At 42.5% G+C, this 19,228-nt stretch carries 12 protein-coding genes; 11 read left to right on the forward strand and 1 reads right to left on the reverse strand.

Annotated elements, in window-relative coordinates:
* The first annotated feature begins 445 nt into the window (after positions 1–445).
* From malT to sstT, 8 genes are all read left to right on the forward strand, one after another.
* Positions 446–3,154 carry an HTH-type transcriptional regulator MalT gene (gene malT, locus OCV39_RS15990; protein ID WP_261889976.1) on the forward strand — a complete coding sequence of 903 codons (2,709 nt, stop codon included), beginning with the start codon at positions 446–448 and terminating at the stop codon, positions 3,152–3,154.
* Positions 3,155–3,228: 74 nt separating this feature from the next.
* Positions 3,229–3,384 carry a DUF3012 domain-containing protein gene (locus OCV39_RS15995; RefSeq protein ID WP_017052246.1) on the forward strand — a complete coding sequence of 52 codons (156 nt, stop codon included), beginning with the start codon at positions 3,229–3,231 and terminating at the stop codon, positions 3,382–3,384.
* Positions 3,385–3,840: 456 nt separating this feature from the next.
* Complete coding sequence (locus OCV39_RS16000; protein WP_261889977.1) at positions 3,841–4,764, forward strand: DUF368 domain-containing protein; 924 nt, start codon at positions 3,841–3,843, stop codon at positions 4,762–4,764.
* A 141-nt stretch (positions 4,765–4,905) separates the two neighbouring features.
* Positions 4,906–5,367, forward strand: a complete 462-nt coding sequence (locus OCV39_RS16005; RefSeq protein ID WP_261889978.1) for a hypothetical protein — start codon at positions 4,906–4,908, stop codon at positions 5,365–5,367.
* A complete protein-coding gene (locus OCV39_RS16010) occupies positions 5,364–5,984 on the forward strand; it encodes an SCO family protein (RefSeq protein ID WP_017052242.1) in 621 nt (206 codons plus the stop codon). The genes OCV39_RS16005 and OCV39_RS16010 overlap by 4 nt, the downstream gene beginning before the upstream one ends.
* Before the next feature lie 6 nt (positions 5,985–5,990).
* Positions 5,991–6,434 (forward strand): copper chaperone PCu(A)C, encoded by a 444-nt coding sequence (locus tag OCV39_RS16015; protein WP_113798562.1) that lies wholly within the window; start codon positions 5,991–5,993, stop codon positions 6,432–6,434.
* Positions 6,435–6,796: 362 nt separating this feature from the next.
* A complete protein-coding gene (rsgA, locus tag OCV39_RS16020) occupies positions 6,797–7,858 on the forward strand; it encodes a ribosome small subunit-dependent GTPase A (protein ID WP_261889979.1) in 1,062 nt (353 codons plus the stop codon).
* A 306-nt stretch (positions 7,859–8,164) separates the two neighbouring features.
* On the forward strand, positions 8,165–9,385 hold the full coding sequence (gene sstT, locus OCV39_RS16025; protein WP_017052239.1) for a serine/threonine transporter SstT: 1,221 nt from the start codon (positions 8,165–8,167) through the stop codon (positions 9,383–9,385).
* A 66-nt stretch (positions 9,386–9,451) separates the two neighbouring features.
* On the opposite strand, the gene OCV39_RS16030 is transcribed toward sstT, so the two are convergent.
* Positions 9,452–10,597, reverse strand: a complete 1,146-nt coding sequence (locus OCV39_RS16030) for a tetratricopeptide repeat protein (RefSeq protein ID WP_113798566.1) — start codon at positions 10,595–10,597, stop codon at positions 9,452–9,454.
* Between the two features lie 373 nt (positions 10,598–10,970).
* On the opposite strand from OCV39_RS16030, the gene OCV39_RS16035 reads away from it, so the two are divergent.
* From OCV39_RS16035 to pulA, 3 genes are all read left to right on the forward strand, one after another.
* Positions 10,971–12,743, forward strand: coding sequence for an alpha-amylase family protein (locus tag OCV39_RS16035; RefSeq protein ID WP_261889980.1), 1,773 nt, complete (start codon positions 10,971–10,973; stop codon positions 12,741–12,743).
* A gap of 312 nt (positions 12,744–13,055) precedes the next feature.
* Positions 13,056–14,234: a maltose/maltodextrin ABC transporter substrate-binding protein MalE gene (malE, locus tag OCV39_RS16040; protein ID WP_017052235.1), complete on the forward strand. Its 1,179-nt coding sequence runs from the start codon at positions 13,056–13,058 to the stop codon at positions 14,232–14,234.
* Between the two features lie 629 nt (positions 14,235–14,863).
* The gene (gene pulA / locus OCV39_RS16045) at positions 14,864–19,228 is read left to right on the forward strand and encodes a pullulanase-type alpha-1,6-glucosidase (RefSeq protein ID WP_449369324.1); all 4,365 of its coding nucleotides are present in this window, start codon (positions 14,864–14,866) and stop codon (positions 19,226–19,228) included.

Genomic DNA, 19,228 nt, shown 5'->3' on the forward strand with positions numbered 1-19,228 from the left:
AGTCAGGGCGTAGAGGGCGTACTAGCACCTAGTTAGTGATCTAAATCCCATGTTGATTACGAATCACTAATATAGGAGTGATTGCGATCACACCAGCTACGATTTCACTCTATTAAAACTTGATGAAATTTCTGATTTGACCTCTAAAAACAATTATTAAATATGCCATTCGGATCACGCTTAGAACTCGGATATTACATAACTTGCATAACTTCTCGCGTAAAAGTAGTGCCCGAATAATATTATAATGCAAACATTAGGTGATAAGGTTCACAATTAAAGGGCGTAGATGCACCAAAAACCACCAAGGCGTCATAATTACGAAGTGGATCAAAGTCTGTAGACTTTTTAATCCAGTAATATTCTAAATAGAACGTATTATCGAAGTATTTTTATAGACTTTGTCTAACAATAATAACCAACCCTTACAGGCTGAATTAAAGACATGTGGATTCCTTCAAAATTGACTCGTCCCGGACGATTGCATAACGCTATAGTGAGGCCGAGAGTATTAGACCTCCTGCAACAAGCGCCTTTCTATAAGCTTGTTCTGTTTCGCTCTCCTGCTGGTTATGGAAAAACAACCATGGCTGCACAATGGTTGTCAGACAAACCTAATGTCGGTTGGTACAGCATTGACGATAGCGACAATGATACCTTTCGCTTCATTAACTATTTATTGCAGTCGATAAATAAAGCGACACAACAATCCTGTCCTAACTCGCAAGTGTTAGCTGAGCGCCGTCAATTTTCGTCTTTGCATTCACTCTTTAGCGAAGTATTCGCAGAGATGTCCACTTTTCACCAAGAGTGCTACCTCGTACTGGATGATTATCACTTAATCACGAATGACGAGATCCACGAAGCCATGCGCTTCTTCTTGAAACACATGCCAGACAATCTCACTTTAATTGTGACCAGTCGCGCGACCCCACCTCTTGGAACGGCCAATCTACGCGTTCGTGATCTAATGATTGAGATAGGTAATGAGTTACTTGCTTTTGATACTGAAGAGACCACGCGATTTTTCAATCAACGAGTCACCGATGGGATTGATGATGCCACTGCAAACAATTTACGCACTTATGTAGAAGGTTGGCCTTCTGCACTACAGTTAATCGCTTTACAAGCCCAGCATCAAAAACGCACACTTGCACAATCAGCTGAATCGGTTTCTCAATTTAGCCACGCTCATTTATGGGACTATTTAGTCGAAGAGGTATTTGACCTTTTAGATCAAGATACACGTCACTTCCTAATGCAATGTTCTGTTCTTGATCATTTCAATGATGAACTCGTTTGCGCTCTCACACAGCGTGATGATGCTCTAGGGATGATTGAATCTCTGAACCGCTACGGGTTGTTCATTTACCCATTAGAAGGTGAACATAACTGGTATCGCTTCCATAACCTTTTCGGAGAGTTCTTGTCACACGAACGCCAAGCGCGAATTCCACAACAAGAACAAGATCTACACCGAAGTGCAGCCAAAGCGTGGTTAAAACTCGAAACACCACATCAAGCTCTAAATCATGCGCAAAAAGCCTATGATGGGGATTTGATCGCACATATTTTAACGACTTACGGTTGGAAGATGTTCAACCAAGGTGAGTTAGCGGCTCTTGAGTCTGCAATCAAAAAGCTAACCAAAGACCAGTTATACAGTGATTCTAAACTGTCGATTCTTCAGGCATGGTTAGCGCAAAGCCAGCACCGTTATGATCAAGTTGGGACTCTTTTAGCCGAAGCAGAAGCAGAGAGAAAAGAGCGTAATATTGAGCTAAACACACAACAGCAAGGCGAGTTCAATGCCTTACGAGCGCAAGTAGCGATTAACAGTAATAATCCTCAACTCGCATTAGAAATGGCAGAACTGGCACTCAGCCAACTGGATAGCACCATCTATCGCAGTCGTATTGTTGCAACATCCGTTGTTGGCGAAGTGAACCATGTGCTGGGCAACCTAAGCCGAGCATTGCCTATGATGCAGCAAACGGAAAAACTGGCGCGTCAATACCAAGTCTACCATCAAGCACTGTGGGCAATTTTACAGCAAAGCGAGATATTAATTGCTCAAGGTTATGTCCAAGCGGCATTTGAACTTCAAGAATCAGCATTTAAACTCATCGAAGAGCATCAGCTTCAACATGTTCCTTTGCATGAGTTTCTACTGCGGGTTCGAGCGCAAGTTCTGTGGTGTTGGAACCGTTTAGATGAAGCTGAAGAGTGTTCATATAAAGGACTCGACATCCTAGGTAATCACTCTCCAAGTAAACATCTACATAGCTATTCAATGCTTGCTCGAATCTCAATTGGACGAGGTGAACTAGACAAAGCGTCACGTTTTATCGATCAAATTCTACATTTGCTGAAGCAATCAACCTACCACGTAGATTGGACAGCGAACGCTTCACTCTCTTTGCTTTTATATTGGCAAGCGAAAGGGAATAAGCAAGCGATACAAGAGTGGCTCGATACTGCCGTTCGTCCAGAAAAAGCGAGCAACCATTTCTGTCAACTGCAATGGCGTAATATTGTTCGCGCACACATTAGCCTGGAACAGTACGACCAAGCGCAAACTGCATTAGACTTTCTCACTCAAGAAGCCCTTGATTCAAATCTGATCACAGATACAAACCGCAACTTAATCGTTGAGGCAGTACTTGCCGTTCAGTTGCAAGAGGAAGACAGCGCCAAGGCGTTGGTGAAAGAAGCCCTGAGCATGACCAATCAAACTGGCATGATTGGCAACTTCTTAGTTGATGGCGCTACGATTGGACATCTACTTGAGAAACTCAGCAATAAACTTGAACTTGGAGATCTAGAACGTCACCGTGCTCAACAGTTAATGAAAGACATCTCGACAACTCAAAGAAGCCGTTCGGTTCACTTTGATGAAGAGTTTATTGAAAAGCTGATCAACCACCCTAATATTCCTGAGTTGGTTAGGACAAGTCCACTGACCCAGCGGGAATGGCAAGTTCTTGGCCTAATATATTCAGGGTTCAGTAACGAACAAATTGCTCAGGAGCTTGATGTAGCCGGAACAACGATCAAAACCCACATTCGAAACCTATACCAAAAGCTCAATATAGCGAACCGAAAAGAGGCGATCAGTACCGCTGAAAACTTGTTGCAGTTGATGGGATATTAACTCGAAATAAACTAAAGTAGATGTAAACATAAGGCTGGTGCGAAAACATCAGCCTTTCTAATAAGGAGATAAAAATGAAAAAAGCATTGATCGTATTGTTCATGGCAGGACAATTAATGGCATGTACCGAAGTCGGCAGTAAAGAGTGGTGTCAAGATATGCAAGATAAGCCTAAAGGCGATTGGACGGCGAATGAAGCTGGAGATTTTGCAACGCACTGTATTTTTTAAACAAGTGCACGCCACTCGCTTATTCAATAGATCTTTAAGCAAAAAGCTCTGTTAAAAAATAGTTCTGTTAAAAATAGCTCTTTAAGTAAAGCTGCAAGCAAAAAAATAGCCAATCGCAAAAAGTGGCAATTGGCTTATATATACTGTGAACAAAATTTATTCACTAACAACGTCAGTTGGCTAGGTGACCCTCGGCTTAAGAAGGGTCGATATAGATTATGCAGTATATGTGCCAATTATTAAATACCCATTTTTAGTAGTATCTCCCAATAAATCAATTTTTCTTATTCTTTTTTTGCAAACTGCATTCCTATTTTGCGAACCGTTTCAAAAAGCAATGCATTCAGTTGCTATGACTCAATGGTGAGCACAAAGCCAACATCCTCACCTTATTCATATTTTTTCTACACGAATATTTGTATACTGCTCAGCACTCTTATTTAACTAGTTAAAGTAATGAACTACTTAACCACTTTTTTTAAAGGTATGGCGATGGGGGCGGCCGATGTTGTTCCTGGCGTTTCTGGCGGTACGATCGCATTCATCACCGGAATATATGACACCTTGCTTGAAAGCATTCGCCGAATAAACCCAAGCGTGTTTGGACTATGGCGACGAGAAGGCTTCAAATCTGCATTTGCTCATGTAAATGGATTATTCCTAATCTCTCTTTTTGGAGGCGTTCTCACGAGTATCGCCACATTAGCAAAATTAATTTCATGGCTACTTGTCACTCACCCAGTACCCTTATGGTCCTTTTTCTTCGGTCTCATTCTGGTTTCTGTCTTCCATATCCTTAAACAGATCGAGAAAAGAGATGTCACGAGATTTATGTTTCTACTACTCGGTGTCATTTTCGCCTACAGCATAACGGTTATCAGCCCGCTTCAACTTGAGCCAACAAGCCTCAATGTTCTGTTAGCAGGTGCGATTGCGATATGCGCAATGATTCTGCCGGGTATCTCAGGCAGTTTTATTCTGCTATTAATTGGAATGTATACACCTGTACTCGCGGCTGTAAAAGGCTTCCAAATCGACGTACTTGCGTTGTTCTTAACTGGTTGCATACTAGGATTACTTACGTTTTCTCACGTATTATCTTGGCTATTAAAATCGTTTAGAGATTTCACATTAATATTCTTAACAGGATTGATGATTGGAACCCTACCAAAAATTTGGCCTTGGAAAGAAACCATTAGTTGGCGTATCAATTCGAAAGGTGAAGAGGTGCCTTTAATTCAGCACAACCTCTCCCCTTTTGATTTCGAATCAGTGACAGCTCAGCCTTCCCAATTAGTACTCTCCATTGTGATGATGTGCTTCGCGATAGGGTTAGTTCTTGGACTAGAAAAGTTTGCAGAGCGCAACCAAAATTCATAACCCCCAATGATTAAAAACAAGCGGAGCTATAGGCTCCGCTTTTTCTTTCTGACCGTCACCACAAATTTTTCCATAATTACAGTCACCTATAATTAGCTGTGATAGCATCTACTTTTATAGAATTACACGTGATGCTCTAACATGGCTTCTGATTCATCGGTCAACGCTTCCTTCTTACAACATCCAGCGACAAAAATCATCGGCATCGCTCTCGCGGTGGGCATCGGTTTTTTTGCCTCTGATCTCTCTAAACTTATCTCTCAGCCAAAAACAAAAATGATTGATGACTACTGTATGGTCACGACTCAAACTTGCTCGCAAAACCAAGTAGGTATGACGCTCAGCCGAGACGCTGCGCAACCTTTACTTCCTACTGTGTTTAGAGTCGAATGGCCAAATACTGATGCTTCTCAGCTAGTCCTAAACCTGCAAGGGGTTGAGATGAATATGGGTACTGCTCGATTTAGCCTCGCCAAAATAGCCGACGGAATTTACCAAGGGGAGATTATTCTTCCTATCTGCACCATTGATGAGATGACATGGGTAGGCGAGCTTACCGATGGAAAAACTACCGTTTACCCTGCATTAAGGATGAAAAGATGAGCCGAAATTGGTCACTAATACTCGTTGTTGCGTTTGCTCTTGGCTATGGTGTCAAAGCCTATTTAGATGGGCAAGCGTCTATTCGTTTAGAACAGCAACAAGCCGCAGCAGAACAACAAGCAGTCAATACCGTATTATTTGGGAAAGATAATCAAGAAGTCGCTATTTTCGATCCTCAAGATCCGCGCATTCGTATTGTCTATTTTGGCTTCACGCGCTGCCCTGATGTTTGCCCTACATCATTAGCGATGTTATCTGGCGCTCTCAATGAAATAGATCCACAGCAGCAATCCCAACTGCGCCCTATCTTCATCTCTCTCGATCCTGAACGAGATGCCGCTGATGACTCATTCAAATATGCGCAATATTTCCACCCAATGATTGAAGGGCTATCGGCCCCTCTAGAGATCACGACAACTCTTGCTCATCACTATGGAGTGATCTTCCGGAAAACAGAACTAGAAGGTTCTCAACTTGAATATACGCTGGATCACAGCTCTTACTTCTATTTCTTAAAACCCGATGGAACGCTAATCAAAAAAGTGCCACATACGCTTTCTCCGGCGCCAATCGTGGAAGCGATAAACACTCTGACCCAAACCTCTTCAGAAGGATAAATATCAATGAAGCTCAAAACCCTACTTTTGACAGGACTATTACTTAGCCCTCTTGCTCAAGCTAATATGGACATCATGACTCATCACCCTTATGCACGAGCAACACCACCAACGGCTGTGAATAGCGCGGTATTTGTCTCTCTGATGAACCACACAGATATCGATCGTGTGCTTGTTTCTGCCACAACACCCGCAGCAGGAAAAGTAGAACTGCATGATGTGATAAAAGATGGCGACATGATGAAAATGCGTCAGGTTAAGCAGATCACAATACCAGCAAACCAAACTGTTGAACTGAAACCTGGTAGCTTGCATATCATGTTATTCGACTTAGCTTCACCATTAACGGAAGGCAGCAGTATTGATGTTGAACTTACTTTTGCCAATGGTGAAAAACAGACCATGCAAGCTCCAGTTAAAAAAGTAATGAGTGGAATGAAGCACCATTAATACAGTGAAGAATTTCAACAAAGGGCTGGTTTATCCCGCCCTTTTTGCTATGCTTTGCGTGCAATAATTAATCTTAAATTTTTGGAGGAATAATCATGATTGTATTGAAAACGACTAGCCAGGCAGAAAAGCAGAAGTAATTGGTAACGACGCACTCGACCCATGGTTTTTAACTAAACGCTATAACGTGTGCTCAATTTTTAAGCTGTTCAAATCAATCAACAGTTTATAGACATAAAACACTTCACCTCTTCTTTTCTTTGCCCGGTCACTTAACCGGGGTCCGACATATTTCGAATTCGACCCTAACATTTTTCTAAGACGTAAATGTTCGTATTTTCACGTCTGGGGTATACGTAATAATGAATTCTAATCTAAATTTATCTCATCCAATGTCCTTACAACAACTTGGATGGCAGCCTGTTTTTCAGCAACAACTTACGCTCGAAGACTACGAATCAAATGTCATCGCGCGCATTACCGCGCATCACAGAAGCAGTTATACATTAGCAACAGAGCAAGGGGAATTATCTCTTCCAATCCATCAAAACCAGCCACTAATGACGGTTGGAGACTGGATCATTCTGGACGCCAACCAACAATTTCTTAGGTTACTAGACCGACAGTCACTGTTTAGCCGAAAAGCCGCTGGCAGCAAAGTGGCGGAGCAATATATCTCAGCCAACATCGATACGGTCTTCATTGTTGTTTCACTCAATAATGATTTTAACTTAAGTCGAATTGAACGTTATTTGGCAATGACGAATGAAGCTCAGGTCGAATCTGTGATCGTATTGACGAAAGCAGACCTATGCGATGATGTGGAATCAAAATGCCAACAAGTTCAAAATCTAGACACTCTGCTTATGATTGAAAGCGTTAATAGTCTTGATCACGCCAGCGTTCAAACCTTGAATGCATGGTGCAAGTTAGGACAAACCGTCGCGTTTATGGGCTCTTCTGGGGTTGGCAAATCGACCTTAGTGAATACCTTGATGCAAAGTGATGATCAAGAAACGGGCGGCATTAGAGAGGACGACAGCAAAGGCCGACATACCACCACATCCCGCTCACTCCACTGTATGCCAAACGGTGGGTTACTGCTGGATACTCCGGGAATGAGGGAGCTTCAATTAGCCGACTGTGCTGATGGAGTCAGTGAAACGTTTTCCGATATAGAAGCGTTAACAAAGCAGTGTCGCTTCTCTGATTGCCAACATCAGACCGAACCTGGTTGTGCGGTACAGAAGGCTTTGGCATCAGGGGAACTAGAGCAGCGTCGTTTAAGCAACTATTTAAAGTTGCTCAGAGAACAAGCTCGCAATGGTGCCACACTCGCTCAGCAACGAGCCCACTATAAACAGTTAGGAAAAATGTACAGAAATGTGCAATCAGAAAGCCGAAGTAGGAAGAAAGGCTACTAGAGCAGCACTCTCTGTCACTATATCGGCTAGCCTTAATCCGCTAGCCGACATTGAGCCAATCACTATTCTGCTAAGCCCCATGAATGACGTCTAAATCGACAAGCTTTTCTTCAACACAATAAAACTCTCGAACAAATCATTTTATCAACATTTAACACCCAAAAAATCAACATAAGATAAGCTTTTATCCCATATTCAATAAAATCCTAGACACAAAATTTTGTGTAGTTAATATGTCAGATATTCAGTTAGCGAATAACTGAAATACTATAAAACTTATAAATTAACTTAATTGCAGGGATATATATGCAAAACAACAACCTTATCGCCCGCTTTGCCCGGGGCAATCTGGTACTTCAAATACTCGCCGGTATCGTTCTCGGTGCAGTACTTGCAAGTGCTTCTCCTAGTAGCGCTCAAAGTGTCGGCTTACTGGGTAGCCTTTTTGTCGGAGCATTAAAAGCGGTTGCACCCATTTTAGTCTTCATTCTTGTTGCTGCTTCGATCGCTAACCAAAAGAAAAATCAACACACGCATATGCGTCCAATTGTTGTTTTATACCTTTTTGGCACCTTTGCTGCTGCATTAACCGCTGTTCTAATGAGCTTCATGTTCCCAACCACTTTGACACTGGTTGCGGGTGCGGAAGGCACAACACCACCACAAGGCATCGCGGAAGTTTTAAATACTCTACTCTTCAAACTTGTCGATAACCCAGTAAATGCGTTAATGAGCGCTAACTATATTGGTATTTTGGCGTGGGCAGTTGGACTTGGTTTAGCTCTTCACCATGCATCAGATACAACCAAAGCCGTATTTGAAGATTTAAGTCACGGCGTATCACAAATCGTCCGTTTCATTATTCGCCTAGCGCCATTTGGTATCTTCGGTTTGGTTTCTTCAACGCTTGCTACGACCGGTTTTGAAGCACTTGGTGGTTACCTTCAACTACTGTTCGTATTGCTTGGTTCAATGGCGATCATCGCACTCGTGGTTAACCCGATCATTGTGTATGTAAAAACCAAAGAAAATCCATACCCTCTGATTTTCCAATGCATTCGTGAAAGTGGTGTCACTGCGTTTTTCACTCGTTCAAGCGCGGCTAACATTCCTGTCAACATGGCGTTATGTGAAAAGCTTAAGCTAGATGAAGATACTTACTCAGTATCCATTCCTCTAGGTGCAACAATCAACATGGCAGGCGCGGCAATAACAATCACAGTGCTAACCCTTGCTGCTGTTCATACAATGGGTATTGAAATTGACCTACTGACGGCGATACTACTGAGTGTAGTTGCCGCAGTATCTGCTTGTGGTGCTTCAGGCGTTGCAGGTGGCTCACTACTGCTTATTCCATTAGCTTGTGGTTTATTTGGTATTTCAAACGACGTAGCAATGCAAGTCGTCGCGGTTGGTTTTATCATAGGTGTGATTCAAGACTCTGCTGAGACGGCGCTAAATAGCTCAACAGACGTAGTATTCACAGCTGCTGTATGTAAATCAGAGCAAAAGAAAGCGGCACAATAAGTTAGCCGATAAATATAAAAAAGAGAGCATTTTGCTCTCTTTTTTTGGTTTCTACTTTGAACGCTTCTAATTAGTTTGCGATTTATCTTCAGCCGAATAATCGCTATTGGGTAGAAAATCAAAACTGACATCGAAAGCAGACTTATTAACGTCGTCACTTTCGACAACTACATTATCAACAGGCTGCATATCTTCAGAACTTAATTTTTCAGGGAAGAACTCTTCTCGCTTATACAACTTATTCAATGCTCGAATAATCGAGTGCTTAGGGGCAGCCCCTTCTGTTAACTTTTTCATTAACGGCTTTGAAAGAGTTTGAAGCCCCACGACCGTTTCCACATCAATGATCCCACCAACCACATCCCTTGCTGCCCGTGCTGGTTCATAACCGAAGTGAGCCGAAAGAAATAGCCATATATACGCAATCGCATTGCCATTCGCGCCGTGTTCACGCCATGCCTCACCGGCATGATACATCGCTTCATAACTTCCTTTTTCAGCGGCTAGCTCTAGCCAGTAACACCCTTTTGTGTGGCTTTTTTCAACACCGATACCATGCAGATGGTTCAAGCCTAACTTGATACGACCGTTACTATTCCCTTTATTTGCCGCAAGCTGATACCACTCAGAAGAAGCCACTGGTGATTTATTCATGTTCTCTTTAGACATACTCCAATCGCCCATAAAAAGCATTGCCTCAACATTGCCTTCATCAGCCACTTCTTCAATAACAGAGACACCTTTAGGTATATTTTTATCGGTGCCTCGCCCACCAATTAGGGCTTTGCCTGCTTCATATTTTGCGTGCTTATCACCATCAGCCGCAGCGATGCTTAATCTCCAAAAATTAGCCTGCTCTTTCAAGATAAGGTCATCTTTTACACGATCACTGATTCTAACCACACCGTACATGCCGCTTACATTGTCCAATTTAGCCGCTTTGTTGTACCAGTACAGTGCTTCTTTCAAATTTCCTCGTTCTGCTTCTTTAGCCAAAAACAAAATCGTTGGTACATGCCCAGTTTCAGCTTTGAATACTCGTTCTTGTTGCTCTTGCTGCTTTGCTTTTTCAATCGCTTTACGATAAGCCACTTCTCTCGCTTTGCGTTCTTGTTCGATTCTCTGCTTTCTTAAAGAGAGAGAAACCAACCAAACGAACACTAGCACTAAAGAAAGCAATGTCGCTCCAATCGCAATTCCCATCGTACTCATAAATATCATTCTTTTATGGTTATTCAGCACTACTGCTTAAAATCTCTTAAACAGAACGTAATCATTAGTTTTATAGCGGCTCGATTATATAAAACTTGAGCATTATTCACTCATCTATTTGTACAAACAGCACTCAATTATGCAATAAAAATTGAAAACTGAGACCTCAAAGCTAACCCTACGCCCCTAAAGATGAATAAAGGATGATTTATCCGAGAATAAATTTCGCTAGCCTAAAATCACTAACAACAAACAGTGGCTTACTTTCAATAACTTACCCAAAGATAATGCATACCTCCAGCCTATCCGTAGGCTCGGTGTAATTAATTCATGAAATTGGGTTAAAGCGATGAAACACAAGGTAATATCAAATATGAAAAACAACAAATTCTCGATTTATCAAGTCTTCACTCGTTTATTTGGCAATACATCAACGACCAATCAGCCATGGGGAACGGCGGCACAAAATGGAATTGGAAAATTCAGTGACTTTACCCACACGGCACTATCTGAAATAAAATCGCTCGGAATAACCCATATCTGGTATACCGGAGTACCCCACCATGCTGTGATTCAAGACTATCAAGATTATGGCATCAGCAATGATCACCCTAGCGTTGTCAAAGGACGGGCAGGATCTCCGTATGCTGTCAAAGATTACTACTCCGTAAACCCTGATTTGGCTGACGATCCTGCTCAACGAAATCAAGAATTCGATCAACTCATCGAACGTAGCCATCAACATGATTTAAAAGTGGTCATTGATATTGTACCGAATCACATTGCTCGTCAGTACAAAGGGTTAAATAACCCAGAAGATGTGAAAGACTTCGGCTATGACGATGACACAAGCGTCGAATATAACCGCCATAACAACTTTTATTACATCCCAAAACAAGCATTTCAACTGCCTGACATCCCAATGCAATTTTTACCTCTCGGCGGAGAAATACATCCTTCCTTACAAACACCGTTCAATGAGTCTCCAGCCAAATGGACAGGAAATGGCTCAAGACTTACCAAGCCTAACTTTGATGATTGGTATGAGACCGTGAAGATCAATTATGGTGTTCGACCTGATGGAAGCAAAGATTTTGACGAACTTCCAGAGCACTATGAAGAGCTTGGTTATCAAGAGCATTTCGCCTTTTGGCAACAAAAAGAGGTGCCTGACTCTTGGAAAAAATTCCGTGATATCGCGTTATTTTGGCTCGACAAAGGGGTAGATGGGTTCCGTTATGACATGGCAGAGATGGTGCCCGTGGAGTTTTGGAGTTATATGAACTCGGCAATCAAAATGAAAAATCCCGACGCTTTTTTGATGGCTGAAGTCTATCAGCCCGACCTTTATCGCACTTATATTCATCAAGGAAAGATGGACTATCTATACGATAAAGTGGATTTATACGATTCACTTAAAGATATTATCCAAGGGCGTGGAGACACAAAAAACATCTCTGATATCCAATCGGCCATGGCGGATATTGAACATCACATGCTGCACTTTTTAGATAACCATGATGAACAACGTATTGCTTCACCACAATTCGCGGGGGACGCAAACTTAGCTCGCCCAGCAATGCTGATCAGCACTCTCATGAGTAGTTCGCCAACCATGATCTATTTTGGTCAAGAGGTGGGAGAACCTGGCGCAGAAGAGGCCGGATTCGGACAACCGTCTAGAACCTCTATCTTTGATTATGTCGGCGTTCCACATCATCAGCGATGGATGAATGACGGTAAATTTGATGGCCATTTGCTCACTGAGAATGAAAAATCACTGCGAACCTTCTATAAGAGCTTGCTCAACTTTTCTCTCAATGCTTCCTGCATGACTGGGGAATTTGATGATTTATATCTCCGAAACCAGCAGCAACTAGGACAACGAACGTATCTGTTCGCCCGTCATGATCATCACCAAGTTGTTATTGTTGCGGCTAATTTTGATAGCCAATTAAGCTTAGAGCCAACGTTAACCATTGACTGCGATGTAATAGAAAAATGGCAATTAAGCGATGGTGAGTATCAGTTCATTGAGCAAATCGAAGGGAAACAGTCACTATTATTGACCGTCAAAGAGGGAGTGGGGTCGCTTTCCATTCCTTTACAGCCTCTCGCATCATATGCGTTTAGCTTAATAAAATAGATCTTTAGGGCACTTTTCGAAGTGCCCTATTTTTAGGTCGATATTACTCAAGAAAATATTCCGTTCCTCCTCACACTTCTTTAAATACTTTTCAAGCGCAATTCTTTGTAAATGTTGATTAGCGTCACTCATAATTACTATGAAATAGTTTTTAGCTATATCAGATCACCTTTAGCCTATTTCTCAACCACTATCCAACCTCGTAAAATAGCGAAAAATTCAAATAGTTGTCTCACTTCAAACCTGAGCGAACCTAGCTGTGAATTGGATATCTTTTCGCCTAACGGAACGTTCGATATAACGGAATACATTATGAAACGTGCAATTAAAACTTTATCTGTCTGTGCTCTTGCCACTCTTATCGCCTCACCAGTTATGGCGATGGAAGAAGGCGAAATTACTATCTGGATCAATGGCGATAAAAGCTATGATGGCTTATCCCTTATTGGCAAACAGTTTGAAGAAGACACCGGCGTAAAAGTGCGAGTTCAACACCCAGATTCATTAGAAGCGAAATTCCAACAAGCTGCCGCAACGGGTGGCGGTCCTGATATTATTTTTTGGGCTCATGACCGCTTTGGTGGTTATGCTGAATCTGGCCTACTTTATGAAATCAACCCAAGCAAAGAGTTCAAGAACAAGTTGGCAGACTTCAGTTGGGATGCCGTAACATTTGACGGCAAACTCGTCGGCTACCCAGTTGCGATTGAAACTCCTTCTCTTATTTACAACAAAGATTTACTTCCAAACCCACCGAAAACATGGGAAGAGCTTGAGTCCATTCATAAAGAGATGGCAGCCCAAGGCAAAACTGGCCTAATGTGGGATGTTAAGAACGCATACTTCACCTGGCCAATGATCTCTTCTGGTGGCGCATTTGCATTTGAAAAAACGGCAACAGGCTACAATGCAAAAAGCACTGGCGTAAACAACGCGGCAGGTGTCCACGGCCTTCAATTCCTAGTGGATATGGTAAATAAAGGGGTAATTAACCCAAATATGGACTACTCCGTTGCTGAAGGTGCTTTCACTAAAGGTGAAGCAGCAATGACAATTAATGGCCCTTGGGCATGGGGTAACCTAGATAAACTTGGCGTAAATTATGGTGTCGCGGTTCTACCAACCCTAAACGGTGGTAAAGGCAATCCATTCGTAGGCATACTAAGTGCTGGTATCAACGCTGCGAGCCCTAATACAGACCTAGCCGTTGAGTTCTTGGAAAATTACTTGTACAAAGATGAATCACTTAAAATCATGAACGATGATAAACCTCTAGGGGCTGTAACCCTTAAATCGTTCCAAAAAATCTTAGAAAGTGATGAAAGAATCAAGTCAACAATGATCAATGCGGAGAATGGCGAAATAATGCCAAACATCCCTCAAATGACTGCATACTGGTTCGCAGAAGGTGCTGCAATTGATAATGCAATGCAAGGAAAGCAAACCGTAAAAGAAGCCTTGGATATGGCAGCGAAACAAATCACCAAATAATTTAAGTTGTTTAGAAAATAATAATAAAAGGTACACCCAATTGGCTGTACCTTTTTTATCGCCTTTCAAAAACATCATATCCTGTATATTTAAATCACTTATAACCGCCGCCAGTCTAATATCTCATCCGCCCAATTCAAAATGCAACAATAAACTCACAACTTTACCCGCCAACCTATCCCCATCCAAAGCACAACCCTACCAACAATAGATAAAAATAAAATAATCATTTATAATCAATAAAATAGATATAACATGACTGTTTCGCCCATTCAACCACCCACACAATAATGTTAATTTGTTGCGTAAATTAACCAGTCAAAAAACAAGCCTTTCATCACTAAATGGAGGCTTAGTACTCCTCCCCCTCTTCTCCACCTTATTTCTACGCCCTTATAAAAAACAGAAAAATAATTGAGCTATTGATCTACATTTGCATTAAAAAATGCACTACAAAATGTGACTCGGATATTACCAAATGGATAATAACCCAAAAAAAATAACTTTATAAATAAAGTTCACATTAAGTAGAAGGCATATGTTTTTAATATATTAAAATTAAAGTCATCATAATATGGATATATAACGTGAATACAAAACTCTTTAAACTTTCAACCCTATCAAAGGCAATGATTCCGCTATTGTCCGCGGCCGTAATTACTGGCTGTGGTAGCGATAGCGACTCATCATCACCAGTGGTCCCTGCTCCTTCAACCCCAGGAGAAGTCGAGCTAACACCGAGTGTTAATTTACCAGCAGCCGCTCCAACGCCAACAGCCGATCAAGTTGTTGTCAGTTACATCGCGCCTGCAGTGAGTACTTTCAAAACAGTAACAAAAACGGTTGATTGGAATCTTGTATGCGGTGAGAAAAGTTTCACCGCAACTTCATCGGATGAATTTGGCCCAATTTGGCTTCTAACCGCAGCAGATGTCATTGGAGCTTGTAACATTTCAGATGGCTCGACCGATGTTCCTGTCGCAATTGATGCTGATGACGCAGGAAAATCACTGGGTGTCGCTTCAAATGGCACAAAAATCACGGGCTCTCGTCAAGACACCTTCATGGCTTCTCACGGCCTAGATCAAACGGGAACGGATGTAAAATTACCGAAAGTTTCCGCTCCTGATGAGCTTCCTGCTCCAGCGTCAGGCTACTTTGCACTGAACCTTTATGATGCACTTGGTGATTACAAAGAAGAAGGTGCCGATAAAGATGGCTACGGTAACCTGAACCTACATATTTGGAATAACAGTAACTGTAATGCCGTCGACCCTACAGCGGTCAATAATGGCTGGGATGATGTCTCTGTGACTCCAAGCGACTCTGACGAGTTTGGTCCGGTGTGGTACATCCCTGTAACGGATGACCCGACTCAATGTTTCAATGTCATTTTCCGTAACTCAAATAAAGACAAGTTGATTAACAGTGACTTAGTTATCGATATCTCAAATATTGCTGATAATCCAAGCGTCACTTATATCCCAGGAAACCAAACGTCTTACGCGACCCGAGCACTTGCGTTTGAAACAGGTGGCCCATCATCTGAGTTTACCATTGATACCGTTGGTGCCATCCTCTTAGATGACAACACTATGGTATGGAAAGCTGGTTCAGGTGCCGACTTAGTACAAATAATGTTCACGCCTAATGGTAAATTTGACGTATCGGAAGATGGTGTTGTAAGCGGTATATCTATCAAACTAACGAGTACAGATCTTTCGGATGAACAGAAAGCGAAATTCCCACATTTAGCTGATTACCCTGCGTTTGAAATTCCGACACTTCCTGCTGACTTAGCTTTAGCAAACCTGATGAAAGGTAGCATGGTCGCTATCTCTTCAAGTAATGGCGCTGATGGCGAAGCCTCTGAATTACGTTCATCAACTGCGATTCAATATGCTGGTGCTCTTGACGCAATCTTTGCTGAAGCGGCGACCGACTTAGAGTATGGCCCGATCTACAGCGATGATGGCGTTACTTTCCGTCTTTGGGCTCCAACAGCAACCGATGTTGAGCTGGTTGTTTACAATAGCGGCAAGTCCGTTGTATCGCGCCATGAGATGACAGAAGACAGCAAGTCAGGCAGCTGGAGTGTTGAGCTAGAGAAAGATACGGTTGATGGCCAATTCTACCGTTATGCGATGAAGGTTTTCCAACCTCGTGAACAAAAAGGCTACGGCTACGAAGTAACTGACCCATACTCAGTCAGCTTATCGACCAACTCTCTATACAGCCAAGCAGTTGACCTTGATTCTGATGATCTTAAACCAGATGGATGGGATAGTTTAAAATCACCTCATCCACAAAATGAAGCAGATGGCGATTTATCTGACATGGTGATCTACGAATCACATGTTCGTGACTTCTCTGCTCGTGATGCTAGCACTGAAAACAAAGGTAAATACTTAGCGTTTACAGAAGCGGACTCAAAACCGGTTGATCACCTAAAACAATTAAGTGAAGCGGGGATGACCCATTTACACTTAATGCCTGTTTTTGACATTGCAACGATCAACGAAGACCCATCGCAAGTCGCAAATATCGATCAACCATTCAGCAAACTGTGTTCACTTAAACCGGAAATCAAGAACGACGACAAATTCAAAGAGTACTGTGACAGTGGCAACACCATCGCAGAAGCCTTTGAAGAACTTCAAACAGAAGACAATAAAGACAACGCTGTTGTTGAAGCATTAAACGAATATGTTCGTGCTGTCGATAGCTACAACTGGGGCTACGACCCATACCACTACACTGTGCCAGAAGGTTCATACGCCACCGATGCAGAAGGTAGCAAACGTATCCTTGAGTTCCGTGAAATGGTTCAGTCGGTTAAAGAAGATGTTGGCATGAACGTTGTCGTCGATGTGGTATACAACCACACTAACGCGTCAGGCCTTAACGACAAGTCAGTACTTGATAAAGTCGTACCACTTTATTACCAACGTTTAGTGCCCGATACAGGTTCTGTTGAAACCTCTACTTGTTGTGACAACACAGCACCAGAAAATGCGATGTTTGCCAAGCTGATTGATGACTCAGTTCAAACATGGACCGAAGCTTATAAGATCGATGCCTTCCGTTGGGATTTGATGGGACATCACCCACTGTCACAAATGAAAGGAACTTTAGCTGCCGCTCGCGAAGTGAATCCTGATGTTTACTTCTACGGTGAAGGTTGGAACTTTGGTGAAGTTGCAGATAACAAACGCTTCGTTCAAGCGACTCAACCAAACCTAGGTGGTACTGGTATTGGTTCATTCTCAGATCGTCTACGTGATGCGGTACGTGGCGGTAGCCCATTCGATAGCGGTGATGCAATTCGTGAAACTCAAGGCTTTGCAACGGGTGCAGCGACGCTTCCTAACGAGCGAATGCTTGATGCGGACGGTAACGTATCGGCAGCAGAAGTTAAGCGTGCTCAACAGCAAGTTGACCTTACTCGTTTAGGCATGGCGGGTAACCTTAAAAACTTCAAGATGGTTGATTTCGAGGGGAACACGCAAGTCGGTTCATCTATCGATTATAACGGCCAAAACGCAGGCTATGCAGAGCAACCTTGGGAAATTCAAAACTACGTTTCTAAACACGATAACCAAACCTTCTGGGACAGCAACATGTTCAAAGTTGCCGAAGAAGCGACCGTTGAGGTACGTGTTCAGATGCAAACCATCGGTATGTCTACTGTTCTACTAGGCCAAGCGATGCCATTTAACCATATGGGTGGTGAACTCCTTCGTTCTAAATCGATGCAGCGTGACTCTTACGATTACGGTGATTGGTACAACCTAGTTGACTTTACTCTAGCGGATAACAACTGGAATAAAGGCTTACCAGCAAAAGAGAAAGATGCGGCGAACTACGACCAAATCACTCGCGCGACAGATGACGTAAACTCTCAGCCAACACCTGCTGATATGGAACGTATGTTTGAGAACTACAAAGAGTTACTGACTCTACGTAAAGCAAGTGATTTGATGACACTGCCAAGTGCTGAAGAAATCATGAACCGTGTCGATTTCCGTAATACAGGCAAAGGTCAAACAACCGGTTTAATTGTGATGACCATTGATAATGGTACGACACAAACTGTGGACTTAGACCCAACCCTTGATGCTATCGTCGTTATGATTAACGCAACACCTAACGCACAGACTGCTAAAGACTTTAAGGACAATGAAGATAAACTGATCGCACTAACTGGCTTTGAACTGAGCAGCAAGCATAAAACTGATGGCATTGCAGGAGATGCAAGCTTTGCCGATGGTACTTTCACGGTTCCAGCATGGTCAACAGCTGTCTTTGTTCAAGCTCGTGGTGATGCACGCGGTCTAGGTTTACCTGTTGCACTGAAAAAAGCAGACTTACCTCCATTCGGTAAAACCAAGGTATACATTGCTGGTGGATTTGAGCAAGCAAACTGGAACCCTTCAGCAATTGAAGTTCCTTACACTAACAGCGGTCTCTACACTGTCCAACTAGGACTTGGTGCCGATACTGGTTATAAATTCACCAAGGGTTCTTGGGATAATCAAATCAGCTGTGATAACGATAACTGCCCATCAAACTTCACTGACATGGGTATGTACGAGTTCTCGCTGGATGCGACAGACCCAGAAAACCCAGTTGTGGTGGATGCAAAACTAGCAGAAAGCTATAAAGATAAAACGTGGTTTATTCCAGGAACACTTGCTGGAGGTTGGGATCACGCTGATGGACGTCAAATGACAACTGACTCTAAAGATGCAACTTTAGTGACTTTCACAACTGGTGAACTCACCGCTGATGAAGCGACTGAGTTTAAACTCACTTGTGGTGGATGGGGCAATTGTGAACATGGTTTCTCTGCTGTCACCATCGCTGACGAATCATTACCACTAACAGATAACAATGGAAACATCGCCTTCACTCCAGCAGAAACTGGGGCATATACAGTTACGTTCGATATTCTATCGAAACAAGTATCGATTAAGGCTGAAGGTATCAAGTAG

The sequence above is a fragment of the Vibrio cortegadensis genome (assembly GCF_024347395.1).
Taxonomy (GTDB): Bacteria; Pseudomonadota; Gammaproteobacteria; order Enterobacterales; family Vibrionaceae; genus Vibrio; species Vibrio cortegadensis.